The 25585-nt window shown below is 47.8% G+C and carries 21 protein-coding genes; 17 read left to right on the top strand and 4 right to left on the bottom strand.

From position 1 onward, the window contains the following. Positions 1 to 30 precede the first annotated feature (30 nt). From NSQ57_RS20985 to NSQ57_RS20930, 12 genes are all read left to right on the top strand, one after another. The gene (locus NSQ57_RS20985) at positions 31 to 2502 is read left to right on the top strand and encodes a glycoside hydrolase family 95 protein (RefSeq protein WP_342425238.1); all 2472 of its coding nucleotides are present in this window, start codon (positions 31 to 33) and stop codon (positions 2500 to 2502) included. Positions 2503 to 2507: 5 nt separating this feature from the next. Then, positions 2508 to 3854 carry a GH1 family beta-glucosidase gene (locus NSQ57_RS20980; protein ID WP_342425237.1) on the top strand — a complete coding sequence of 449 codons (1347 nt, stop codon included), beginning with the start codon at positions 2508 to 2510 and terminating at the stop codon, positions 3852 to 3854. 220 nt (positions 3855 to 4074) lie between these two features. After that, positions 4075 to 4323 (top strand): hypothetical protein, encoded by a 249-nt coding sequence (locus NSQ57_RS20975; protein WP_029519233.1) that lies wholly within the window; start codon positions 4075 to 4077, stop codon positions 4321 to 4323. A gap of 344 nt (positions 4324 to 4667) precedes the next feature. Next, the gene (cyoA, locus tag NSQ57_RS20970; protein WP_029519232.1) at positions 4668 to 5651 is read left to right on the top strand and encodes a ubiquinol oxidase subunit II; all 984 of its coding nucleotides are present in this window, start codon (positions 4668 to 4670) and stop codon (positions 5649 to 5651) included. A 25-nt stretch (positions 5652 to 5676) separates the two neighbouring features. Beyond that, entirely contained in the window at positions 5677 to 7653 is a 1977-nt protein-coding gene (locus NSQ57_RS20965; RefSeq protein WP_025723659.1) for a cbb3-type cytochrome c oxidase subunit I, read from the top strand. Beyond that, positions 7653 to 8261 carry a cytochrome o ubiquinol oxidase subunit III gene (gene cyoC / locus NSQ57_RS20960; protein ID WP_013373104.1) on the top strand — a complete coding sequence of 203 codons (609 nt, stop codon included), beginning with the start codon at positions 7653 to 7655 and terminating at the stop codon, positions 8259 to 8261. Before NSQ57_RS20965 ends, cyoC begins: the two co-directional genes overlap by 1 nt. Further along, positions 8262 to 8597, top strand: coding sequence for a cytochrome o ubiquinol oxidase subunit IV (gene cyoD, locus NSQ57_RS20955; protein WP_029519230.1), 336 nt, complete (start codon positions 8262 to 8264; stop codon positions 8595 to 8597). It abuts the gene before it with no gap. 185 nt (positions 8598 to 8782) lie between these two features. Then, on the top strand, positions 8783 to 9907 hold the full coding sequence (locus NSQ57_RS20950) for an NADH:flavin oxidoreductase (RefSeq protein WP_342425236.1): 1125 nt from the start codon (positions 8783 to 8785) through the stop codon (positions 9905 to 9907). A gap of 149 nt (positions 9908 to 10056) precedes the next feature. Then, positions 10057 to 10425 (top strand): metalloregulator ArsR/SmtB family transcription factor, encoded by a 369-nt coding sequence (locus tag NSQ57_RS20945; protein WP_007432172.1) that lies wholly within the window; start codon positions 10057 to 10059, stop codon positions 10423 to 10425. A 188-nt stretch (positions 10426 to 10613) separates the two neighbouring features. After that, entirely contained in the window at positions 10614 to 12950 is a 2337-nt protein-coding gene (locus NSQ57_RS20940; protein ID WP_208332610.1) for a heavy metal translocating P-type ATPase, read from the top strand. A gap of 305 nt (positions 12951 to 13255) precedes the next feature. Next, positions 13256 to 14707, top strand: a complete 1452-nt coding sequence (locus tag NSQ57_RS20935) for a PEP-utilizing protein (protein ID WP_029519225.1) — start codon at positions 13256 to 13258, stop codon at positions 14705 to 14707. A gap of 430 nt (positions 14708 to 15137) precedes the next feature. Next, positions 15138 to 17120 (top strand): heavy metal translocating P-type ATPase, encoded by a 1983-nt coding sequence (locus tag NSQ57_RS20930; protein ID WP_049817084.1) that lies wholly within the window; start codon positions 15138 to 15140, stop codon positions 17118 to 17120. Positions 17121 to 17208: 88 nt separating this feature from the next. Here NSQ57_RS20930 and NSQ57_RS20925 read toward each other — a convergent pair whose 3' ends face one another. Together NSQ57_RS20925 and NSQ57_RS20920 are read right to left on the bottom strand one after the other, a co-directional pair. Then, complete coding sequence (locus NSQ57_RS20925; RefSeq protein ID WP_029519221.1) at positions 17209 to 18732, bottom strand: DHA2 family efflux MFS transporter permease subunit; 1524 nt, start codon at positions 18730 to 18732, stop codon at positions 17209 to 17211. 9 nt (positions 18733 to 18741) lie between these two features. Continuing rightward, a complete protein-coding gene (locus tag NSQ57_RS20920; protein ID WP_025724158.1) occupies positions 18742 to 19377 on the bottom strand; it encodes an HlyD family efflux transporter periplasmic adaptor subunit in 636 nt (211 codons plus the stop codon). A gap of 134 nt (positions 19378 to 19511) precedes the next feature. On the opposite strand from NSQ57_RS20920, the gene NSQ57_RS20915 reads away from it, so the two are divergent. Both NSQ57_RS20915 and NSQ57_RS20910 read left to right on the top strand, forming a co-directional pair. After that, complete coding sequence (locus tag NSQ57_RS20915; protein ID WP_069012168.1) at positions 19512 to 20069, top strand: NAD(P)H-dependent oxidoreductase; 558 nt, start codon at positions 19512 to 19514, stop codon at positions 20067 to 20069. A gap of 10 nt (positions 20070 to 20079) precedes the next feature. Beyond that, positions 20080 to 20541, top strand: a complete 462-nt coding sequence (locus NSQ57_RS20910) for a hypothetical protein (RefSeq protein WP_209949905.1) — start codon at positions 20080 to 20082, stop codon at positions 20539 to 20541. 81 nt (positions 20542 to 20622) lie between these two features. Here the strand turns inward: NSQ57_RS20910 and NSQ57_RS20905 are convergent, their stop codons facing one another. Continuing rightward, on the bottom strand, positions 20623 to 21354 hold the full coding sequence (locus NSQ57_RS20905; protein WP_013311970.1) for a ZIP family metal transporter: 732 nt from the start codon (positions 21352 to 21354) through the stop codon (positions 20623 to 20625). A gap of 281 nt (positions 21355 to 21635) precedes the next feature. Between NSQ57_RS20905 and trxB the strand changes: the two genes are divergently transcribed. Both trxB and NSQ57_RS20895 read left to right on the top strand, forming a co-directional pair. Beyond that, a complete protein-coding gene (trxB, locus tag NSQ57_RS20900; protein WP_023990316.1) occupies positions 21636 to 22577 on the top strand; it encodes a thioredoxin-disulfide reductase in 942 nt (313 codons plus the stop codon). A 58-nt stretch (positions 22578 to 22635) separates the two neighbouring features. Continuing rightward, on the top strand, positions 22636 to 22866 hold the full coding sequence (locus NSQ57_RS20895; protein ID WP_007432162.1) for a glutaredoxin family protein: 231 nt from the start codon (positions 22636 to 22638) through the stop codon (positions 22864 to 22866). A 93-nt stretch (positions 22867 to 22959) separates the two neighbouring features. On the opposite strand, the gene NSQ57_RS20890 is transcribed toward NSQ57_RS20895, so the two are convergent. Further along, positions 22960 to 24132: an ROK family transcriptional regulator gene (locus tag NSQ57_RS20890; RefSeq protein ID WP_165149440.1), complete on the bottom strand. Its 1173-nt coding sequence runs from the start codon at positions 24130 to 24132 to the stop codon at positions 22960 to 22962. Positions 24133 to 24266: 134 nt separating this feature from the next. On the opposite strand from NSQ57_RS20890, the gene xylA reads away from it, so the two are divergent. Next, positions 24267 to 25583, top strand: a complete 1317-nt coding sequence (gene xylA, locus NSQ57_RS20885) for a xylose isomerase (protein WP_039273722.1) — start codon at positions 24267 to 24269, stop codon at positions 25581 to 25583. Positions 25584 to 25585 lie beyond the last annotated feature (2 nt).

Raw genomic sequence — 25585 nt, 5'->3', positions numbered from 1 at the left:
CTGTTTGATCTTGATGGGGGAGGGTTTGATGTGACGAAAAGCGAAAAGCCACAATCCCTGCGTTTATGGTACCGCCAGCCTGCTGAGGTATGGGAGGAAGCATTGCCAGTCGGCAATGGAAGGCTGGGAGCTATGGTATTTGGCGGAATCAGAGAGGAGCATTTGCAATTAAACGAGGATACGCTCTGGTCCGGGTTTCCCAGAGATGGCGTTCAGTATGATGTATTGCGATATTTGCAGCCTGCCAGAAAGCTGATTGCAGATGGAAAATACAAGGAAGCGGAACAACTGATTAATACGAATATGCTAGGTCGCGATACGGAAGCCTATCAGCCTTTGGGAGATTTGTGGATTACGCAGGAGGACCTAGGGGAAATTGCACATTATGAACGGAAACTGGATTTGCTGACCGGAACCGTAGCCGTCACTTTTCAGAGTGATGGAGTCCGCTATACCCGTGAAGTTATCGCCAGTGCGCCAGATGGAATCATCATGGTGTCACTGACTGCGAATAAGCTTGGGAAGATCCATGCATCCGTGCGCATCACTTCCCCCCATCCTTGTGAAGACGAGGTTGGAGAGGAGGTACATTTTGGTGATTCATCCAAATGGGATAGCGATAAAGAGGATGATCCATCCGAGGAGCCATCCGGGGACTTTATGACATTGACTGGACGAGCGCCCAGTCATGTGGAATCTAATTATCACGGTGATCATCCACAGTCTGTCGTTTATGAAAATGATTTGGGGATGGCTTTTGCAGTTCAGGCGAGGGTTATTCCCGAGGGAGGAACCTTGACGAAGGACACTGATGGTGCGCTGATCATCTCAGGCGCGGATAAAATCACGGTGTATTTGGCAGCAGCTACTGGATTTAGGGGATTTCACGCTATGCCGAATAGTGATGCAACGGAGTCAGCAGAAGCATGTCAAGTCATTTTAGACGGAGCAATTTCGCTGGGAACTGAGCAGGTGCGGCAACGCCATGAACAGGATCACCGAAAGCTGTTTGACCGCGTTGCATTAGAACTGGGAGGTGATACTCTACCCGACGAATTCGTTCTACCGACCGATCTGCGATTAGAACGTTATCAGAAAGGTCAGGCCGACCCGGGGCTGGAAGTGCTGTTATTTCAGTATGGCCGCTATTTGCTCATGGGTAGCTCGCGTCCGGGGAGTCAGCCTGCCAATCTTCAGGGCATCTGGAATGACTGGGTGCAGCCGCCGTGGAACAGTAATTATACAACCAATATTAATACTCAGATGAACTATTGGCCCGCAGAGGTATGCAATCTTGCCGAGTGCCATGAACCCTTGCTGCACATGATTGGAGAAGTGGCTCGTACGGGACGGAGGGTAGCCTCCATCCATTATGGTGCTCAAGGGTGGGCTGCTCATCACAATGTAGATGTGTGGAGATACGCCGGACCTTCAGGGGGCCATGCCAGCTGGGCATTTTGGCCGCTTGGAGGTGTATGGCTAACTGCTCACCTATGGGAGCGCTATCTGTTCACCTTGGATACAGCCTATTTGGCAGAACAAGCTTATCCGCTCATGAAGGGGGCGGCAGCCTTTTGCATGGACTGGCTCGTAGAAGGCCCGGAGGGTCAGCTTGTGACGTCCCCATCCACATCACCTGAAAATAAATTCAAAACGTCGGATGGCGAGGATTGCAGTATATCTATGGGCTCCACCATGGATATGACGCTGATTCGAGAGCTGTTGGGGAACTGCATTCAAGCTGCGGATCTGCTGGAATTAGACGATGAGTTCCGCAACCGCTGCGAGGAGACACGAGACAGATTAATGTCCTATCAAATTGGTCGCCACGGTCAGCTACAGGAATGGTTTGTCGATTTTGAGGAAGCGGAGCCTGGGCATCGACATGTTTCGCATCTATATGGGTTATATCCTGGTCGACAAATTCACATCCGTGATACCCCGGAGCTAGCTGAGGCGGCTCGCATATCGTTGCGTCGACGGCTTGATCACGGTGGTGGGCATACCGGATGGAGCTGTGCCTGGTTGATTAACCTGTATGCTCGACTGGAAGATGGCGACGCCGCACATCGGTATGTTCGCACGTTGCTGTCGCGATCAACCTATCCTAATTTATTTGACGCTCACCCGCCTTTTCAGATCGACGGTAATTTTGGTGCGACGGCGGGGATTGCAGAAATGCTGCTACAAAGCCGTCCGGGAGAGCTAACGTTACTGCCTGCCCTGCCAACGGCATGGTCGGAGGGACGGGTCAGTGGATTGAAGGGACATGGCGGGATGACGATCGGCATGGAATGGTCAGGTTCCCGGCTTGTCCGTGCAGAACTGGCCACATCCATCTCAGCAGGAAGCTGCACGATTCGCAGTGCACATCCATTTAGCGCAGATGCTCGTCAGGCTCTGCCTGATCCTGAGCACGGAGGATTTATTTTGTCATGGATTTTTACCAAAGAACAGGAAATAACGAACGGGCATACGATTATAATTGAAGGAGAGGAATAGACAATATGACCATTTTTCAATTTCCGCAGGAATTTATGTGGGGCACCGCGACGGCAGCCTATCAAATCGAAGGAGCTTATGAGGAGGATGGGAGAGGCTTGTCGATCTGGGATACCTTTGCCCATACGCCTGGCAAAGTATTCAACGGTGATAACGGCAATGTAGCTTGTGACAGCTATCATCGCTACGAGGAAGATATCCGCCTAATGAAGGAGCTGGGCATTCGTACATACCGTTTTTCCGTGTCCTGGCCGCGTATATTTCCCAATGGTGACGGTGAAGTCAATCAAGAAGGATTGGACTATTATCATCGCATAGTCGATTTGTTGAACGAAAACGGAATTGAACCGTTTTGTACACTGTACCATTGGGATCTGCCTCAAGCGCTTCAGGATGCTGGAGGATGGGAGAATCGTCACACGATTCAAGCATTTGTCCAGTATGCAGAAACGATGTTCCGCGAGTTCCACGGTAAAATACACCATTGGCTAACATTCAATGAACCGTGGTGCATTGCCTTTTTATCCAATATGCTGGGTGTTCATGCCCCAGGTCTGACAAATCTTCAGACAGCCATTGATGTAGGACATCATCTGCTAGTTGCACATGGTCTTTCTGTGCGCCGCTTCCGTGAGCTGGGCACCAGTGGCCAGATCGGTATCGCTCCCAATGTCTCATGGGCTGTCCCTTACAGTACATCTGAGGAAGATAAAGCTGCTTGTGCGCGCACCATTTCCCTGCACAGTGACTGGTTTCTTCAACCTATTTATCAAGGCTCGTATCCTCAGTTTTTGGTAGACTGGTTCGCGGAGCAGGGAGCTACCGTGCCTATTCAGGATGGTGATATGGATATTATTGGCGAGCCTATTGATATGATCGGTATTAATTACTATAGTATGTCGGTTAATCGCTTTAATCCTGAAGCCGGGTTTCTTCAATCTGAAGAAATCAATATGGGGCTACCTGTAACAGATATCGGCTGGCCAGTGGAGTCGCGTGGGCTGTACGAGGTACTTCATTATTTGCAAAAATACGGTAACCTCGATATTTATATCACAGAGAATGGGGCTTGTATCAACGATGATGTCGTGAATGGCAAGGTTCAGGATGACCGTCGCATTTCGTATATGCAGCAGCATTTGGTGCAGGTACACCGGGCGATTCATGACGGCCTTCATGTCAAAGGATATATGGCATGGTCACTTATGGACAATTTTGAGTGGGCAGAGGGATATAATATGAGATTTGGCATGATTCATGTCGATTTTCGCACACAGGTCCGCACCCCGAAGGAAAGTTACTATTGGTATCGAAATATAGTAAGTAATAACTGGTTGGAGACCAGACGTTAAACGAAGAGCAATTTTTTTAAAAAATATAGCAAAGACGGATCTGTCTTCATTCCCTTTTGTTTGAATACTGGGTCTTCCGGGGTAATAATAGTCAGGATATGCAGAGGGTTGTTTCAGGTATGTAGAGACCAAAGGGAATAAAGAAGCAAGATGTGTGCATACTGACAAAAATACCGAACGAGGGCGTTAAAATTATTTTGGACCGAAGGGAGTGGAGGGGATGGCTGCAAATTTTAGAAAATCAGGATCAACTGACGGGCAGATGAGCCGTACGGTATCTGTTATCGCTTTGATCGCTTGTATTGCAGGTATTATCCTTATTTTGCTTGATATAGGAAATTTGACTGATCGAAATATATATTTAATGACAGGCATTGGCTGCGTTGTTGCCGGGATTTTTATTTTTCTCGTTGGGAAATCATTTGTCATTGCACGCAAGAAGGAAGACCAGGAAAACGGTCGCAGTTAATAAAATTAAAAATGATTTAAAGCAAATATATACTGAAAACAACAACGTGGGGCTTCGAGCAGTGTAGGATGATAACTGTAGGGAGTCCCGCTTTTTTCTTTAATATAACTTCTTTAAGATACACAAATAACGTTTTTAATATGTCATCTTTGAATTATAATATATTTTGAATTTGCAAGAGAAATTTTATTTTTAGAGATATTTTTCACAAAAATCGGACAAATAATCGACAATTCTGTTAACAATAAAAAAAGTGGCCGCTTTTCTGCTATCTTATATAGGGGCAACATTACAGGAGTTCGTTAAGTTTTGAGTAATTTATTATTTAAGGAGAGGGGAACAACATGAACAAAAAACCAAAAGCGATTATTGCGTTGGTTTTGACCGTGCTCACGGTAGCATTGCTCATTTGGACGTGTTTTTATGCTGGCGGAAAATACGTTGTTTTCGATCCGAAAGGACCCATTGGGCAAGCACAAAAAGAGCTGATCATTCTTACAACGGCATTGTCTGCGCTAATAATTGTACCGGTCATGATTTTGACTTTCTTCATCATTTGGCGGTATCGTGATACACCGACAAACAAGGTGAAGTACCAACCCCACTGGGATGACAGCAAAAAGCTGGAGACCACATGGTGGGCTATTCCAATTATCGTTATCTGTATTATTGCGGTTATTACTGCAAGATATACCTACTTGCTGGAGCCTTCCAAGCCGTTGGCAAGTACGCAAAAGCCAGTAACCATTCAAGTGACTTCACTGGACTGGAAATGGCTCTTTATGTACCCAGAGGAAGGTATAGCTACAGTTAACCAAGTTCACATTCCTAAAGGTGTTCCAGTCCGTTTTGAACTGACTGCTGACGCACCGATGAACTCGTTCTGGATTCCGCAATTGGGCGGACAAATCTACACCATGTCAGGCATGGCTATGAAACTGCATTTGCAGGCCGATCACGAAGGAACTTACTTTGGTTCGGGTGCAAACTTTAGCGGTGAGCATTTTGGACAAATGCGTTTTGATGTAGAGGTCCAGTCGGATGAAGAGTATAAAAACTGGGTCGCTGACATCAAGAAGCAGTCTAAGCCGCTGACGAAAGACGGCTATTTGGCGCTTGCAAAACCAGGTTTGTCCCAGCCTGATGAGTATTCTTCGATTCCAGATGGCTTGTTCAAAGAGATTGTCAACAAGTATGTAGTGGAAGGGGCTCCTAACCCCCATGCTGGACATGGTGGAGCTACATCCACAGAAGATTCAACCAAGTCCGGCACAGAAGATCATGCTGGAATGGACATGAGTCATATGAATATGAGCGGACACAATTAAATGATTATAAGGAAGGAGGCCCCCAATGCTTGACAAAATAAAAGAGTTTGCATCCACTTTCTTCGTTACTGGAGACCCAATGATCTATGGAGCGGACGTCTCCATCGCATTAGCGACGATCGGGATCGTGTTTGTGCTCACTTATTTCAAAAAATGGGGCTGGCTTTGGAAAAACTGGTTGACTACTGTTGACCATAAAAAAGTCGGTATTATGTATATTCTTGCGGCCATCTTGATGTTATTCCGCGGAGGCGTGGATGCATTATTGATGCGTGTTCAACTGGCTACACCGGATGTGACACTTCTGCATCCTGAGCATTACAATCAGATTTTCACAACTCACGGCACGATCATGATCCTGTTTATGGCGATGCCGTTGATGTTTGGTTTGTTTAATATCGCCGTACCCCTTCAAATTGGTGCGCGCGACGTTGCGTTTCCTTTCCTGAACGCATTGAGCTTTTGGCTTTTCTTTATGGGAGCGATGTTGTTCAACTTGTCCTTTGTTATCGGCGGTTCGCCAGATGCAGGGTGGTTGAGTTATCCACCGCTTTCAGAACTGCAATTTAGTCCTGGCGTCGGTCAGAACTTCTATATCTGGGGTATTCAGATTTCTGGTATAGGTTCATTGGCTACGGGGATCAACTTTATTGTGACCATTATTAAAATGCGTGCACCTGGTATGACTTGGATGAAAATGCCTGTCTTTACGTGGTCCGTATTTTCGTCATGTGTTATTATCATTTTCGCATTCCCGATTCTGACGGTTACTTTGGCATTGCTGTTCCTTGACCGCTTTGGAGGAGGACACTTCTTTACGCTTGATTTCGGCGGTAACCCGATGATGTATATCAACTTGATCTGGATGTGGGGTCACCCTGAGGTATACATTGTAGTTTTGCCTGCCTTCGGTATTTATTCCGAGGTCATCAGTGTATTCTCCAAAAAGAAATTGTTTGGCTACAAATCCATGGTTTACGCTATGTTCATGATTGCGATCCTGTCCTTCTTCACCTGGGCGCATCACTTCTTCACGATGGGATCAGGCGCAGATGTTAATGCATTCTTTGCGATTTCGACGATGGTTATCGCTATACCGACAGGGGTTAAAGTATTTAACTGGCTGTTCACGATGTATCGGGGTAAGATTACATTCAAGACCCCTATGATGTGGTCAATTGCTTTTATTCCGAACTTCTTGATTGCTGGTTTGACGGGCGTCATGTTGTCTGTAGCGCCTGCTGACTTCCAGTTCCATAACAGTTACTTCTTGATCGCTCACTTTCACTCCGCTCTGATTGGTGGTGTAGTGTTTGGTTACTTGGCAGGTCTGTACTATTGGTGGCCTAAAATGTTCGGTTTCACATTGCCTGAAACGCCTGGTAAATGGGCTTTCTGGTTCTGGAACATCGGTTTCTATGTATGTTTTATTCCACAATATTCTCTCGGTCTGATGGGTATGACGCGTCGTCTGAGCACTTATGGCTGGGATACCGGCTGGCAGCCGCTTAACCTCGTTTCGACCGTTGGGGCATTCCTGATGGGGATTGGGTTCTTGTTCCAGGTTCTTCAAATTCTTCTGGGCATCAAGAATTACCGCAAGCTGAAGGATACAACAGGCGACCCTTGGGGTGGCCATACGTTGGAATGGTCGATACCTTCACCTGCACCGGAATACAATTTTGCTACCATTCCACAAGTAGAAGAACGTGATGACTGGTGGGCAGAAAAAGATAAACGTGCAAAAGGTATTTTCAGAAAGCAACCGCCAATTGAAGCGATTCATATGCCGAAAAACTCGGCGATTCCATTCATTATGTCGGTATTCTTTTTCATTGCAGGTTTCGGGTTCGTATTCGGATGGTCGTTCTTCTATATTCCAGGGCTGATCGGTGTGGCAATTTGTATGATTTGCCGTTCGTTCTTCTCCTACGATGGCGACTACTATATCCCTGCGGATGAAGTAAAACGCACGGAAGCGGCAATAAGGGGGTCTGTATAATGGCACAAGCTGCAGCACATCACAGCCATGATCATGACCACGGGCATCACGATCCGCAAGAGCTGAAGATGCTTGGTTTTTGGATCTTCCTCGTAACGGACGTAATCCTGTTCAGTACCTTGTTCGCAACCTTCGTTGTCCTTCGGAATAACACGGCCGGAGGACCAGGTGGCGCAGAGCTGTTTAACATGACGGGCGTTATTATTGAAACGTTCCTCTTGCTCACGAGCAGCTTCACAAGTGGTCTGGCTGTGTTGGCTATGAACAAAGGAAGCATGAAGGGATTAATCAGCTGGTTAATCGTAACAGCGATCCTGGGTCTTGGTTTTATCGGTTTTGAAGTTTACGAGTTTGTTGAAATGGTACACGAAGGAGCCAATTTTGGAACCAGTGCGTTCTTGTCGGCATTCTTCACTCTAGTCGGAACGCACGGACTTCACGTTTCGTTAGGTCTGGTTTGGATGATTGGACTCATGTTCCAGTTGAAAAAACGCGGGCTTACACCAGAGACGAAGGGGAAAGTTTCGGCATTGAGCTTGTACTGGCACTTTTTGGACGCTGTCTGGATCTTCTTGCTGACAGTCGTCTATTTGATGGGGGTGATGTAGATGGCACAGCATCAATCAGGAGCGGGTTCGCATGGTCATGATGATTCTCACGGTTCAGTGAAATCCTATGTTATCGGGTTTATTCTGTCCATCGTACTGACCATCATTCCTCTCTTCGTGGTGATGAATCATATGTTGAGCCGCACTTCGACCATGGTTGTTATTTTAGCCGCGGCAGTGCTGCAATTTCTGGTTCAGCTTTTCTTCTTCATGCACATCCGTGAAAGCAATGGACCACGTTGGAATGTTATGACCTTGATTCTTGGTGTAGTGATCCTGTTGACCGTCGTTGGTGGTTCAGTATGGATTATGGAATACAACATGGTAGCACACTAAAAATCACACAAGTACAAACTAATTAGGAAAGAAGGAGCGGACTTAGAACCGCTTCTTCTTTTTTTGTGTTGCTTATTAAAATTAAAACTGTGGCTTCTTGAACTCAAGTTTACATATGTGTAAAATGGAATTGTATAACAGTAGAGTGAAAACGATAATACTAGTGGAGAGCGGAGGGAAAAGTAATGAACACAGAATTACTGTTTAAACCTTTTAAGGCAGGTAATTTAACTCTTCCCAATCGGATTGTTATGGCGCCAATGACACGAAATTTTTCTCCTCAAGGTATCCCAGGGCCTGACGTGGTGATGTATTATCGTCGGCGTGCAGAAAATGCGGTTGGTTTGATTATTACGGAGGGAACTGCTATTAATCATCCCGCAGCTGTAGAGCACACCAGCATTCCTAATTTTTATGGTGAGGGATTAAAGGGGTGGGCCAAGGTAGTCGAGGAGGTTCATGCGGTAGGTGGCAAGATTATACCGCAGCTCTGGCATGTGGGTACAGCTCGCGAAATAGGTGCGGATAACCAACCGAATCCCGAGGCATTGCCTGTCGGTCCGTCCGGTATTTCTCCTGCCGGTGAAAAGGTAGTTGAGCCGTTGACCGAGACCGAGATTGCTGATATTATCGCAGCCTATGCTCAGGCCGCTGCCGATGCCCAGCGAGTGGGTTTTGACGGTATTGAGCTCCATGGAGCACATGGCTATTTAATTGATCAGTTTTTCTGGGACAAAACGAATAAGCGTACCGATCAATATGGAGGCAATCTGGTCCAGCGTACTCGGTTTGCGGTGGAGGTCATTGAGGCTTGTCGTCGTGCAGTAGGGCCGGATTTCCCAATTATACTGCGATTCTCCCAGTGGAAGATGTACCACTATGAAGAAAAGCTGGCACAGACACCTCAGGAACTTGAACAGTTTCTCGCTCCATTAGTGAAGGCAGGAGTGGATGTATTCCATTGCTCAAGCCGCCGTTTTTGGGAACCGGAATTTGAAGGGTCCGATCTAAACCTGGCAGCTTGGACGAAAAAGATAACAGGTAAGCCAGTTATTACTGTAGGCTCCATTGGCTTGGAGAAGGCGTTTTTGAGTGATTTTGAAAAAAATAATAATCGTCAAACCGAACAATCCAGTAGTGTAGAGGCAAGATTAGAACAACTCGTGGGGCAAGTAGAACGAGAGGAAGCTGATCTGGTTGCGGTTGGACGTGCTTTGCTGGTTGATCCAGCGTTTGCGGTGAAGTTACGTGATCAACAAATAGAAGAAATTATTCCTTACAGTGATGAAGTATTAAAGACGCTGAATTAAGCTTTATGTACTGTAAAGCTATAGCGTTAGGCAAGCATTTGAGACTTGGAAGTCTTCTGTTACAGGGCAAGCTGTAATATAAGCTATTCGTAAACTCTACGAATTTGCTATAATAGGAGCATCAAGTCGAAATACACGGGGTGAAAAGGATGAATTCTGAAACGGAAGCTTTGGATTGCGAGCCGGCTTGTCACGGTTCAGATCAGGAAATCGAGCGCATAAAATCTTCCCTTGTTGAGGATTCCATCGCATACAAAATGTCGGAGCTGTTTAAAGCTTTGGGTGACCCGACACGAATCAAGCTGATTTATGCCCTGGCACAAAAAGAACTGTGTGTTCATGATCTGACCCAGGTGCTCAATATGGGACAATCTGCGGTATCCCACCAGCTTCGTTATTTGCGCAACCTGCGTATTGTCAAACGACGCAAAGAAGGCAAAACGGTGTTTTATTCACTGGATGATAATCATGTGGAGCAGATCTTTTTGCAAACCCATCAACACATATCACATCAATAATCTTTTGGGATAAAACAACAGAGGGCGCCAAGCGATTGGCGCTCTTTTGGCGTTTGTCCGTTGAAGTCGATTTTTTTGTTAAAAAGGGCTTGATGTCATTGACTTTTGACCCTGATCCTGAATATAATGACCTTAATAAATAATATATGAACAGTTGCTCATATATAGTTAATTGGAGGCCAATGATTATGGATGCTCTAAAAAGAACGGAACGGCATGAATGGATTTTGGAAGGTTTGGATTGCGCCAACTGTGCGCTCAAGATTGAAAATGGAGTCAGTAAAATAGAAGGGGTCATGGATTGCTCGGTCAATTTTGTTACGAAAACGTTGACGATGACCACAAGTTCGGATCAAAAAGAAGAGGTTTTTCGCCAGACGGAACGGAAGGTTCATAGACTTGAGCCACATGTTCGGATGGTGGTAAAAAGTGCCCGGGGCCACCTACATGAAGACAGTCGAAGCCATGCTGGTGCAGTACAATCAGATAGCGTAGAGGATTGTGCATGCGGTCATGAGCATAATGATGAAGGTGAAGGACATACACACGAGCATCACAACCACCATGCAGAACACAAACATGGTGAATCCACCCATGCTCATTCACATTCGCATGGAGATGATAGCCACGCTGGGCATACGCATGATCACGGTACGGACGGTATGCGCCGCATGATTGCGCGTTTGGCTATTGGTGCGGTCGTTGCGGCTGTTGCCTGGTGGTTACCTGTCGAAGGTGTAGGCAAGCTGGCCCTATTTTTACTGGCATATATCATCGTTGGCGGTGATGTTGTCTTGCAGGCTGCACGCAGTCTGGTGCGTGGAATGGCCTTTGACGAGTACTTCCTGATGACGCTGGCTACTGTTGGTGCATTTGCGATTGGGGAATACCCGGAAGGCGTAGCTGTCATGTTCTTTTATCAAATCGGAGAACTGTTTCAAGGTGTTGCAGTTAACCGTTCACGTAAATCCATCAGTGATCTGATGGATATTAGACCGGACTATGCGAACCTGAAGACGGCTGAGTCCGTACGGAGAGTGTCTCCAGAAGACGTTCGCATTGGGGATTTGATTGTGATTAAGCCAGGCGAGAAGATCCCGCTGGACGGTAAAGTTGTAGATGGTAAATCGCATGTGGATACCTCTGCGTTGACTGGTGAATCGGTGCCTCGTACTGTGGAGCCGGGAAGTAGCGTGTTGAGTGGATTTATCAATACGAACGGGCTTCTAACGGTAGAGGTTAGCAAAGAGTTTAGTGAATCCGCGGTCTCTAAAATTTTGGAATTAGTGCAAAATGCGAGTGCCAAAAAAGCGCCGACTGAAAAGTTTATCACGAAATTTTCCAGATACTATACTCCCGTAGTGGTTATTGTAGCGCTGTTGTTGGCGGTTGTTCCACCGCTTGTTGTGCCAGGTGCACAATTTGCAGATTGGGTGTACCGTGCGCTTGTTTTCCTCGTTATTTCTTGTCCATGTGCGCTGGTAGTATCTATTCCATTGGGCTTCTTTGGGGGAATCGGGGCAGCCTCCCGTTCAGGTATTCTGATCAAGGGCGGGAATTATCTTGAAGCTCTGAATCATGTAAAATACGCTGTTTTTGATAAAACAGGCACACTCACCAAAGGTGTTTTCCGTGTAACAGGGATTTATCCTGCCGGGGATTTTACAAACGAAACCCTGCTCGAAACCGCCGCTTTGGCGGAGCTGCATTCGACACATCCTATTGCTGCATCTTTGCGTGAATCCTACGGTAAAGAACTCAGAGCAGAACGGGTTCAGCAGTATAGTGAAATATCCGGTCACGGGATTCAGGCACAAATAGATGGTCGTCTGGTATCAGCCGGGAACGCCAAGCTGATGGAGCGGGAACATGTTGCTTTTAACGTGGCGCAGCAAGCAGGGACGCTGGATGAAGGAACGGTCGTACATGTGGCGGTAGACGGAACGTATGCCGGGTGCATTCTGATTTCAGATGAGGTTAAGGAAGACGCAGCCCAAACGGTTACTTCACTGAAAAAGTTGGGTGTGGTGAAAACCATCATGCTGACGGGTGACAATCGGACAGTTGCCGAGGCTGTAGGACGACAGCTGGGTTTGGATGAAGTAAGGGCAGAGCTGTTACCTCAGCACAAAGCCGAAGCCATCGAGCAGTTGTCTGCAAGTAAAAAAACGAGCGACAAAATTTTGTTCGTGGGCGATGGAATCAATGATACACCCGTACTGGCGCTGGCCGATGTCGGTGTAGCGATGGGTGGCTTGGGTTCGGACGCTGCGATTGAGGCGGCAGATATCGTAATCATGAACGACGAGCCTTCAAGGCTGGTTACGGCCATCCATATCGCCAAGCGCACACGTCGTATCGTATGGCAAAACATCATTTTTGCACTAGGTGTCAAAGCTGTGTTTCTTACGCTGGGAGCATTCGGTATTGCTACGATGTGGGAGGCTGTATTTTCCGATGTAGGTGTAACATTGCTAGCCGTATTGAATGTGATGCGTGTATTGAAGGTTCGTTCTTACGAGTAAAAAATAAACACCCCCGGGTTAACATCGGATGTAGGCATCCTGTGAAAACCGGGGGTGTTTATTTTATAGGTTCCTTTTTCGAGTGGTCTTGTACCAGCAGTATAGAGATTACTTGTGGGTTGTAGGGGAGCTGTGCCCAGATGTATAAATGCGTGGCGTGCCTAATACGTTAAGGTAGGGGCTTTACAAGTAAGGCCCATGTAAGATTCGGTTGCTCCATTATGAGTAAGCGTTTTCCTTATTTGGAGGGGTACTCAAATTCGTGTGTGCCAACTTGCTGACGGAAGAAAGGATGGATTAATAGCATGGAGGCTAAACTGATGCATGTATTCGCAGAGCTGTTGGGCGGCAAAAACAGCCGGGATCTCAAAGATCCAGAGTCGGTTATGGAGACTGCTGCACAGAGGTTGGCTATGGAGACGCTAAGGGCAGGCAGCCATGAAGTATCTGCTACGCAGGGGGAAGATCCGTTGGGCTGGCTGGTTGGTTTAGCTGAGCAGGGCGTAATCAGCCGAGCGGAGGCTTTGATGGCTGCGAATCCCGAATTACTTGGGGAAACGATGCTGAATAGCGGCAACGATATTGGGCAAGCAATGGGTACACTCCTAAAATGGAGCGATGAATACAGACGTACCTTCATACGGATTTATGCCGATGCTCCTACAAGTATGAGTCGTATAAGTACAGAGACAGCATCAGAAATAGGCAGTTTCGACGGTTATAGTCTTCTGCATGGCCCCTTGTCACAGGCCTCTGGCCGCGTTGGGGAATTATGCTATGCCTATCTGGACGTAGCTGAGTCTGGACAGACGATTCATGCCCCTGACGGGGAGCCCGACCCCATCCTTATTCCCGGCTCTCGTGCATCTGACACGTACAAAACCTTTAACCAGGCATCTGGCCTGCCTGGATTGTGTGAGCATTTGTCCCGCCGGATTATCAGCTTGCTGGAAACAGAGTATGAAGGCTTATTCGAGTCTCTGAACGGATCGCCACTCACTGTTGCCCTAATGGAGCAGAACAATGCAGTGGGTATTGGCAGCTTGCAAGATATGCAGCTGGAGGCATTACTGCGTGCGGCGTTGCGGAGCGTGCGGCAGGGGGGAGAACCCAAGCTGGAGATTATGGTACGCAATCCGGCTGACGTGGACGAATTCCGGGCAACCCGAGACTGGATTGACGGCGTTGCGGAGCAGACCTTATGCGGACGTCTTCGGTGCATTCCATATCGGGTAGGCGTGCTTTTGACAGTTGCCCCGTCTTTGGTGCCTAACATAAGCCCAACATGGAACAAGGAAGCCGCACGGTCGGAGGAGTCAGCCAACCCCAATAACATATCCAAAGTGGGTGCACGACATATCAAGCAGGTGGCTCAAGCTGCAGATCTGACACGTTTTGCCGATACGGTCATTTTAGAAGTCATACCAACTCCATCCGATGATATTAGGACTGAGGATCAGTTGATTCCACCCGGTGTCGATGGTCATGAGAATACTAGTGATACGATAAAATGCATAATGGAAGCTGTTCGACGTGTAAAGCCCGAGCTTCCTTTATGGGTAGCAATAGATGAAATTAACCAGTCTCTGGATGGGATTTCGATCTGGGAGAATGAGCTGACGGGGGTCATTTGCCCGGACACAGCAGTTCCCGCCGCACGCCTTGCAGCTGCGCGTTTGGGACTGCAACAGCCCGCAGATCGTCAGCGCACTTCTGGGGCTGCACACAACCATGCGTGGAAGTTTCCTTTAGCCTGAAGATAACCTGAATTCATGTAATAGAGGATTTTGCAAAAATCCAATAAGCGATTTTCAAAGAACAAAATATAGATCGAAATGGCCTAGTTCGTCTATATATTACACTTTGGAGCGACTGGAATCGATTTTTGTAAATCCTGAATCGGATGCTCTAAATATGGAGGATACCTGCGGTGTTTGCGCGGGTATCTTTTTTTATTTAGACCATTGCTGGTTTACAAGTGGAAAAGAAAAGGTATATAATAAAACAAAAGTTTCTCTAAACCAAAATAATTGTATAGACGCAAAAATGATTATCATTCTCATTTGCTAAACATGCTGCTTCGGGCTTCCCGAAGCAGCATGTGCTATTTTAGGGCACTTAACAATGGATATCATTCTCAATGAGATGCTAGTACAAGGAACAAAATATGGAAAGGAACGTGACATGATGCAAGCTGTTCAACGATTACAAGATACATTGTCTCCCTCTAACCGAACCCTTTCAAAAAACAGTGGCAGCGGACGACCCGGTCCGAATCGTAAGCCGCAATTTCAGCTTAAAAGTATGCTGAAAAACAAGGAGATGCAAGCTGCTCTAGGTAGTGGATTGCTGATGTTGATGGCATGGGGAGTCTCACATTGGTGGCAATGGCTATCGGTCATTCTGTATGTGGTGTCCTATGCCCTTGGGGGCTGGTCCAAAGCCAGGGAAGGAGTCGAAACACTGATCCGAGAACATGATCTGGATGTTAACCTGCTCATGATTGCTGCCTCCCTAGGAGCTGCGGCCATTGGCTATTGGAATGAAGGAGCCATGCTGATCTTTATTTTTGCACTCAGCGGTGCGCTGGAGAGCTATACCACCGAGCGTAGTAGTAAGGATATTTCTGAGCTTATGGCGTTGAAGCCGGAAACGGCTTTGCGCTTGTCTCGCGAGGGGACCGAAACGGTCGGCATTGAGCAGCTGTTGCCAGGCGACCTGCTGCTGGTGAAGCCGGGCGAACTGATTCCGGCGGACGGCCGAATCTCTAAGGGCGTTTCGGCAGTGAATCAGGCATCGATTACCGGTGAATCTATTCCGGTAAATAAGGTGGAAGGTGACGAGGTATATGCGGGCACCATTAATGGAGAAGGGGTGCTATATGTGGAGGTTAGTCAGTCCTCAGAGAACACTTTATTTTCGAAAATCATTCGTATGGTGGAAGAGGCTCAGACCGAAGTTCCTGATTCCCAGCGTTTTATTAAAACGTTCGAATCGGTGTACGCTCGAATTGTTGTTGCTGTCACGCTGATCGTCATTGCCGGTGCACCCATAGCATTAGGCTGGACGTGGGCAGCAGCGTTTTACAAGGCTATGGTGTTCCTCGTCGTGGCCTCCCCCTGTGCGCTCGTATCATCCATTATGCCAGTAATGCTATCGGCCATTTCCAACCGTGCCCGACGGGGCATCCTGTTCAAAGGTGGTGCACATGTGGAGAATATGGCATTGACTTCTGTTGTTGCTTTTGACAAAACAGGCACGTTAACGATGGGGTCACCTGTCGTCACGGATTGGATTACCGCCGCAGAATACGATGCCGATGAGTTATTGCATATGGTCGCCACAATTGAAAGCTATTCTTTGCATCCACTGGCGCGAGCGATTGTAGCCAAAGCCGAAGCTGATTTGGGACAGAGAGATCTTCTTCCAACCGAAGAAGTGCAGGCACTCACCGGATGGGGAATGGAAGGCATCATAGGTGGGGTGAAGTGGAAAATTGGGCGTACAAATGTACTGGATGAACCTGGTTCTCTGGCAGAGCCAAAGTGGATGGAGAGTCGGGCCCGGCTGGAAGCTGAGGGCAAAACCGTATCCATCATCCTCGCGAATGATCGGATTGCCGGAATGCTGGCACTACGCGACGAGCTGCGTCCGCAGGCCCAAGAGTCCGTGAAACGACTGCAAGCGCAGGGTATCCGGGTTGTCATGCTAACCGGGGACCGTCCAGAAACGGCCGCTGTGATCGCGGCGCAGGCCGGAGTTGACGCCGTGTATGCTGGCTTAATGCCGGAGGACAAAGTCAGCCATATTCGCATGCTGCGGGAGCAGTACGGGCATGTCGTCATGGTCGGCGACGGTGTGAACGACGCTCCTGCGTTGACAGCGGCAACCGTAGGACTAGGCATGGGGATGCATGGCAGCGGAGCCGCACTGGAGGTCGCAGACGTTGTGCTGATGAACGATGGAATCGAGGAGATTGCTCCGACGGTAGCACTGGCCCGCAAGGCGCAGCGGGTGGTTAAACAAAATATGATCTTTGCGGTAAGTGTCATTTTGCTGCTTGTGATCAGCAACTTTGTGCAAGATATAGCCCTGCCATTTGGGGTTATTGGGCATGAAGGTAGCACATTACTGGTTATTTTGAATGGCCTGCGCTTATTACGGTCATAGGGCTAATAATCACAAGAAGGAGCATTCATCCTCTTAAAAATTCAAGGGGTGAATGCTCCTTCTTTTGCAGCCTCGCAACGCTGTACGTCTATCTTCGGCGTGGCGTAGACCGTCGTAAGAACAAGGAAAACAATAGCCCTGCCAGCGCAATCCCTGTAGCAATGATAAAGGCATCATTAATGCCATGGATCGTCGATTCCGTAACAGCATTTCGGTACACCTGTTGTAGCGCCAACGATGAACCACTTTCTGTTGAAATACCCGCCGTTTGCGCGAGGGTTTGTCCCAACTGTGCTACCCCTTCGGTTAAAGGAACATTGGCGGTGGTAGCGACATTCGCATAATCCGCTACATGAATCGTGGTCCGGCTGCTCATTACAGTAATGAGCCAAGCGGTACCGATAGACCCGGCAATTTGCCGTACTGTATTGGACATGGCTGTACCATGGCTACCGAGATGGGGAGGCAACTGGTTTAGCCCTTCCGTCTGGACGGACATCATCAGCAGTGACATTCCGAAGCTGCGAATCGTATAGATGATCATAATATGTCCGTAGGTGGTGGCGTCGGTTAGCAGACTGAACTCCCATGTCGTGACTGCCGTAATGATCAGCCCAATGATCGCCAACGGCCTTGCGCCTATACGGTCAAATACTGCCCCTGATATGGGTGACATCACACCCATCAGCAGTGCACCCGGCAACAGCAGCAGACCGGATTGCAACGGTGTAAAGCCGCGTATATTTTGCAAATAGATTGGCAGCAGCAGCATACCGCCAAACATCGTCATGTTGACGGTAGCCCCGACTAAGGTTGATACAGTAAAAATATCATATTTAAACACACGGAACTCCAGCATCGGCTGTAGCATGTTCAGCTCGCGCACGATAAACAATACAATAAACACAATCCCGGCAGCGAGTGTGAGTATTACTGTATTGCTACCCCAGCCTTTGTCCCCAGCTGAACTAAAGCCATACAGCAGGAAGCCAAACCCAAGGGTGGAAAAGACGGTTCCCAGCAGGTCAAAGTTCGGTTTCGTTAGCTTGGATACATTTTTGAGCCAGCGTATGGCAAACAGAATATCAATGACCGCCAGCGGAATAACAAGTAAAAATAGCAGCCGCCAGCTGTAATGCTCCACAATATAGCCGGATAAAGTTGGTCCAATCGCCGGGGCAAACATCATGGCGATTCCCATAGTACCCATGGCAGCGCCCCGTTTTTCTGGAGGAAACACAGTCAGGAACACGTTCATCACCACAGGCATGATGATGCCTGCTCCGCTGGCCTGGATAACACGTCCAACCAGCATAGGCGCAAAGCCGGTACTGGCAGCACAGACGACAGACCCGGCAGTAAATAACCCCATCGCGGAGATGAACAGCGCACGTGTTCCGAAGGACTCAATCAGAAAAGCAGTGATAGGAATCAAAATCCCGTTGGTTAGCATATATCCGGTGGAAAGCCATTGAACTGTTGTGGCAGACACATTGAAATCATTCATTAAGTGTGGAATGGCCACGTTAAGCAGCGTTTGATTCAAAATCGAAATGAAGGCGCCTAGCAGCAGCACGGACAGAATACGTCCGACGGACATTTTTTGATCCATGACAGCCCCCTACTTGTGAACTCTGATAGTCGCACTCATTCCCGGGATAATACCCAGCCCCTTGTAACCTTGAATGGAAATATTGACAGGCACGACCTGCGTCACCTTGGTATAGTTGGCAGTGGTGTTGGAAGTGGGCAGTAGTGAAAAAGTCGATGCGGTCGCCAGGCCGATCTTTTCGAGTTTACCGCTCAGGGACGTATCCGGGTAAGCATCAATATATACATCTACGGTTTGTCCTACTTGAAGATCCTGTACAGCCGTTTCGTCTATATTGGCGGTAATCCATAAATTGTTTAGATCAAAAGCCTTCGCTAAAGGCGTGCCTGCCCCAACAATTGAGTTGTTGACCGCAGATTGCTGCACGATGGTACCATCGGTTGGAATCGTAACGCTAATTCGGCTTCCGCCTCCTTCTACATTACCCAGTGTGCTTCCAGCGGTGTAGGTTTTACCAACTTCAGCATTCCAGCCTGTGAGCTTGCCAGCGCCTGGAGAGGCAACGGTAACCGCTTGTCCACTCACTTGGGCATTATCGGTTTTTATGTAGTTGGCGGATTGATTGTAGTAATAGGCGGCGGCTCCACCTCCTGCCAGAATAATGATAATAACTAGCAAGTTGACTAATATGGCGCGTGAATTCATGTGTTAACATGCCTCCCTAGTTCTTGGATTTTCAAAGTATGCGTCAAACGATTCATAATATTCAGATGGATTTTGGGCAAGGTTAAGAGCGCATGCGAAAAGGATGATTTTGCTGACAAAGGATGATGCGCATAATGACGACGACCAGAATCATGATTGTATATGACAGTGAAAATGGGCATACCGAACGTCTCGCACGCTCAATTGCAGAAGGAGCACACCTTGAGCACACGGAAGTGTTGTTAAAGCATGTAAATGAGGCCGATGTGAATGAGCTAGTGAGTGTGGATGCGATCCTATGGGGTTGTCCGGGGCATTTTGGTACGATCAGCAGCGGTCTGAAAAGCTGGATTGATAAGCTGGGGTATCTGTGGGCGCAGGGCAAGCTGGTGGACAAAATCGGCGCTGTGTTTTGCACAACCGCTACCATTCATGGTGGATTGGAATCCACACTTCTGAATTTGATTACTCCAATGCTTCATCAAGGCATGATTATTGTAGGACTGCCCGCCAATATTACGGAAAATGCATTATACGGCTCCTATTACGGCGTAGGGATAACATGTCCGGTGGAGACTGAACCCAATGGACCACCTAATCTTCCAACGGGTGATGATCTTGCACTAGGCCGCTCTTTGGGCAAACGGGTCGCTGAAATAGCGGGACGGTACCGTAGCGCTGAAAGAGAATAGGAGGCTACCGATGACCATTGCTTTTATCGTAGTAGCTGCGGTTGCCTTTATTTTTTTGCTGGTATTTAATACGAAGATGACGCGCAAGTCCTCTTCCAAGACTCGCTCTACCGAAGAGGACTCACGGCAAAGAAGCAAACGTCCTTATCCTGTACAGGTGGAACCCGAGGCGCGTGAATGGATAGATCCTGCGCAAGAGACGCCTCCTAAGGATATCGATGTCGAAGAGCATCATGCGGAGGAACAACACAAGGTGCCTGATATCCAGACGGATAAGAAGGTGGAAAAAGATCGCGAGAATATTAAAGATGCTTACGGAGATCAGGATTATCGTGCGGCTTTACGTGGTTTTGCCAAAAAGGACGAAGAAAAGGAAAGACATTCCCCAATATCCAATGGAGAGAAGGAGACTCACAAAAGTGAGGACGAGCAGTATCGTGAAGCATTGCGCTCCATGAACCAAAAAAAATGAGGTATCTCCATGTGAACACGCCAAAAAGGCTGCTTATCTGTCTGGATTACAGGCAGAAGGCGGCCTTTTTGTGTTGCTCGGCTATAGCCATTCGGTTAGCCCAATCATCGTAATTAAGCCGAGAATAAAAGAGAATGTGGCGATCCGCTGGTTGCCATCCCCGTGACTCTCGGGAATCAGTTCCTTGTAGACGATAAACATCATGGCTCCGGCGGCAAAAGCAAGGCCGTAAGGTACCAGTCCGTTCACCCAGCTACTCAAATAAAAGCCGATCAGACTCGTAATGATTTCCACAGCTCCGGTGAGGGTAGCAATGCCCAAGGCCTTGAAACGGCCGATGTTTTGATTCACAAGGAACAACGCTACGATAAAGCCTTCCGGGGCATTTTGCAGGCCGATAGAGAAGGCGATCAGATTGCCGAGATTGTGAGTCTCACTCGCATAGCTGACCCCAACAGAGAGTCCTTCCGGTAAATTGTGCAATGTAATAGCTGCGATGATGAGAAAAGATTTGGATTCCAGTTGAAAGGTCTTGGAATCTGGGTCCTCCAAATCCGCATGGGGAATGTACATCTCCATCACCAGTAATACGAGGCAGCCGAGCAGAATTCCCGCAGTCAGCACGAACCAATTGGAATGCTGGATCGCTTCGGGAATGAGGTTATACACGGAGGCAGAGGTCATAATTCCTGCGGCATAAGCCAACAGAACATCGCGAAGCCGATGCGTGATATTACGCATAAACAGTATGGGCACGGCGCCGAGTCCAGTGGACAGGGCAGAAATAAAGCTACCTACAAAAACGTCATTCATAATCGGGATAATCCCTCCATACCTGATTTATCTTTAAGCTTCGCTTCACGAAAACTTCATTTGACTGTTTACAGCTATTTCCGCATAATGAAATTAGGATTTAGAATCAGTCTAAGTCATAAAAAGCTACAAAACAAGTGATTCGTTTTTGTAGTATCCGGGTGTCCACATTTTGGGATAAGCTTCTGGCGGAATTACTTTTAGAGTATATGCAGTTGCCCAGCGCCCGGTTCCGAAAACTCGTTATATAATACTTATGATATTTTAGGAGGAACCAAGATATGTACAAGTCCATTATTATAGGTACCGGCCCTGCCGGTTTGACCGCTGCAATTTATCTGGCACGCGCTAACATGAGCCCACTGGTGATCGAAGGACCACAGCCAGGCGGACAATTAACTACGACTACGGAAGTTGAAAATTTCCCAGGTTTTCCGGAAGGAATCATGGGACCCGATTTGATGGATAATATGCGTAAGCAAGCGGAGCGTTTTGGCGCTGAATTCCGCACAGGCTGGGTAAACAAAGTAGACACAACTGCTCGTCCATTTACTTTGGATGTAGAGGGTTTGGGTGAACTGGTTACCGATACGCTGATTATTTCCACAGGAGCGACTGCCAAGTACCTGGGTATTCCCGGTGAACAGGATAATATCGGACGTGGCGTAAGCACTTGCGCAACATGCGACGGCTTCTTTTTCCGTGGCAAAGAAATTGTTGTCATCGGCGGCGGAGACTCTGCACTGGAAGAAGCCAATTTCCTGACTCGTTTTGCCTCTAAAGTAACGTTGGTGCATCGTCGTGAAGAAATGCGCGCCTCCAAAATTATGCAGGATCGTGCTCGTGCGAACAACAAAATTGAATGGGCGCTTAATCGTACTCCTGTAGAAGTGATTGCGGACGAGAACGGAGTCACTGGCTTGAAAGTACTGAATAATGCAACAGGTGAAGAGGAAATCATTACAGTTAGCGGCGTATTCGTGGCGATTGGTCATCATCCGAATACGGGCTTCCTCGAAGGACAAATTACAACGGATGCGAACGGTTATATCGTCGTAAATCCGGGTACTTCCGAAACAAACGTGCCTGGCGTATTCGCTTGTGGCGACGTACAGGATACACGCTACAGACAAGCAATTACCGCAGCAGGTAGTGGCTGCATGGCTGCTATGGACAGCGAGAAATACATCGAAAGCCTGGAGCACAGCGCACTGGCCCTGTAATGATCCACGCAAGTTTGAATAAATATGATGTAACAAAATAAATGATGAGGTGATATTCATGGAAAAAGCAATCGTATACACATCTACAAACTGCCCGCATTGCCGTCAAGTAAAAAGCTACTTGAGTGAAAAAGGCGTGGAGTACGAAGAACGCAACATTGAAACCAATGAAGCTTTTGCTCAAGAGGTTTGGGATATGGGCATTCGTGCCGTTCCATTGACTTTGATCGGGGAAGAACGTATTTCCGGTATGAACAAAACCAAGTTTGAAAAAGTGTTGAACGCTTAATCCAACCTAACAGCAGACGACGGTCCTATGATCGTTATATGGTTAAGAAAAGGCTCCTATCGCAGCTACATACTGCAATGGGGGCCTTTTTACTTATAAGGACACGCGTACACGCCCGAGAAAAGGAGCGGTTGCTGCATAGGCGGCGCCTAGCATCGTCGAACGGCTGCCAAGCGTGGAGAAACGAATCTGTAGTTGCCGACGGTGATAGGGCAAGGCACGTTCGTCAATCACTTCACGCATACTTTGCTCCAACCAAGGTCTGGCTTCCGCCAGTGGACCGCCAATGATAAGCATCCCGGGGTTAAGGCTGTTCACAATGCTGGTAATACCCACACCCAAATATCGTCCAATATCTTCAAGGACGCTTAATGTACTCGCTTCACCTTGCTGAGCAAACGGCAGTAATTCCGCTGTATTATGTGCAGGCAGTTTCAATGTGGATGATGCATACGCCTTCTCTGAAGCATACAGCTCCCAGCAGCCGCGACTACCACAGGAGCAGAGCCGTCCGTTCCAATCAATGGTCATATGACCCGTCTCTCCGGCGTACCCCCAAGCTCCTTGATACGGTTTGCCGTCAATGATAATCCCGGCCCCGATTCCAGACCCTGCACTGATGTAGACCAGATCCCGCACCAGCTGTCGGTGATCGCCGTCCATACCATAGTACAACTCGCCCTGCGCGCCGACGTTGGCTTCGTTATCTACTACGACGGGCAGACCTAGCTCAGCCTCAAGCTGCTGCCGCAGCGGAACCCCTTCCCAGCCCAGATTGGGTGCGAACAGCACGGTTCCGGTCTCATCCACCATACCCGGTACCCCCAGTCCAATGCCGACAATACCATGAGGGGAGGGAGGAGTGACCTGCATAAGCTCCTGAACGAGCTTTCGAATCTGTTCCATAACAAAGGCGGGATCATGCTGGGTTAGAGAAAAGGTAAGCTCCGTTTCAATGGTACCTGCCAGATCGGTCAGAGCGCCCTTGATGTACTGTACGCTGACCTCAATACCGAGTACAAAGCCTGCACGGCTATTGAACAGCAGCATTAAAGGCTTACGCCCACCGCTGGATTCTCCTAATCCTGTCTCATACACCAATCCATCGGTAATGAGCTCTGCCACCAGATTGGAAACGGTTGCCTTGTTTAATCCAGTTTGACTGGATAACTGTGCCCGGGATAGCGGAGCATGAAGGCGAATACGCTCCAGCACAATGGATTTATTCAGCTTTTTGACAAGCGCCTGATCGCCAGTGACATTCATGGTTCATTCACTTCCTGTTGGTGTAATTCCTGATATTATATCATAAAAACAAACTTAGTTTAAGCAATAGACAAAGTCTTTTGGCTGTGCTAGAATCGTTTTTGTAAACGTTTACTATAAAGGAGGAACTTATAATGGCTTATTTCGAACAGGTATCTAAAATTAACTTTGAGGGCAAGCAATCCGACAATCCTTTTGCGTTCAAATTTTATAATCCACAGGAAATTGTAGCGGGAAAAACGATGGAGGAGCATTTACGTTTTAGCATGGCCTACTGGCATACACTGGTTGCAGGCGGCTCCGATCCTTTTGGTGTAGAAACAGCGGAACGTCCATGGTCCAAGTTTACCGGGCTGGATTTGGCGAAGGCACGTGTGGAAGCTGCCTTTGAACTGCTGGATAAGCTGAATTTACCTTATTTCGCTTTCCACGATGTGGATATTGCACCGGAAGGCGCGTCATTGAAGGAATTTTACAGCAATCTGGATACCATCGTGGATCTGATTGAGGACCATATGAAAGCTACGGGGAAAAAACTGCTGTGGAACACGGCGAACATGTTTAGCCATCCACGTTATTTGCATGGTGCTGCCTCGACTTGCAATGCAGATGTATACGCACACGCAGCTGCTCAGATTAAAAAAGGACTGGAAGTGGGCAAACGTCTGGGCGCAGATAACTATGTTTTCTGGGGAGGCCGTGAAGGCTACGAAACACTGCTGAACACGGATTTGAAGCTGGAGCAGGACAATTTGGGACGTATGTTCCATATGGCCGTAGACTATGCGCGTGAAATTGGCTTTGACGCTCAGTTCCTGATTGAGCCAAAACCGAAGGAGCCAACGAAGCATCAGTATGATTTTGATGCTGCGACGACGATTGCTTTCCTGCAAAAATATGATCTGGATCAACATTTCAAGCTTAATCTGGAAGCTAATCATGCCACCTTGGCGGGTCATACTTTTGATCATGAAGTGCGTGTAGCACGGATTAACGGCATGCTGGGATCACTGGATGCAAATCAGGGAGATTTGCTGCTGGGCTGGGATACGGACGAATTCCCGGTTGATCTGTATGATGCGACCCTGACGATGTATGAAGTGCTGCAAAATGAAGGCTTGGGCCGTGGTGGTATCAACTTTGATGCCAAGGTACGCAGAGCATCGTTTGAGCCAGAAGACTTGTTCCTCGCGCACATCGCAGGTATGGATACGTATGCGAAGGGGCTGAAGGTAGCTGCCAAACTGATCGAGGATCGTGTGTTTGAGGACTTTATTGAGAAGCGCTACAGCAGCTTTAAAGAAGGTATTGGAGCAGACATCGTATCCGGAAAAGCAACGCTTGCTTCTCTGGCTGAATATGCTCTGGCGAACGAAACACCACGTAAAAACGTATCCGGTCGCCAGGAATATCTGAAAGCAACATTAAATCAATACATTTTGGCTGACTAAGC

This window comes from Paenibacillus sp. FSL L8-0502, from assembly GCF_038593055.1.
GTDB lineage: Bacteria > Bacillota > Bacilli > Paenibacillales > Paenibacillaceae > Paenibacillus > Paenibacillus polymyxa_D.
Note: the sequence above shows the minus strand (reverse complement) of the source record. Positions and strands in the feature narration are given on the sequence as shown.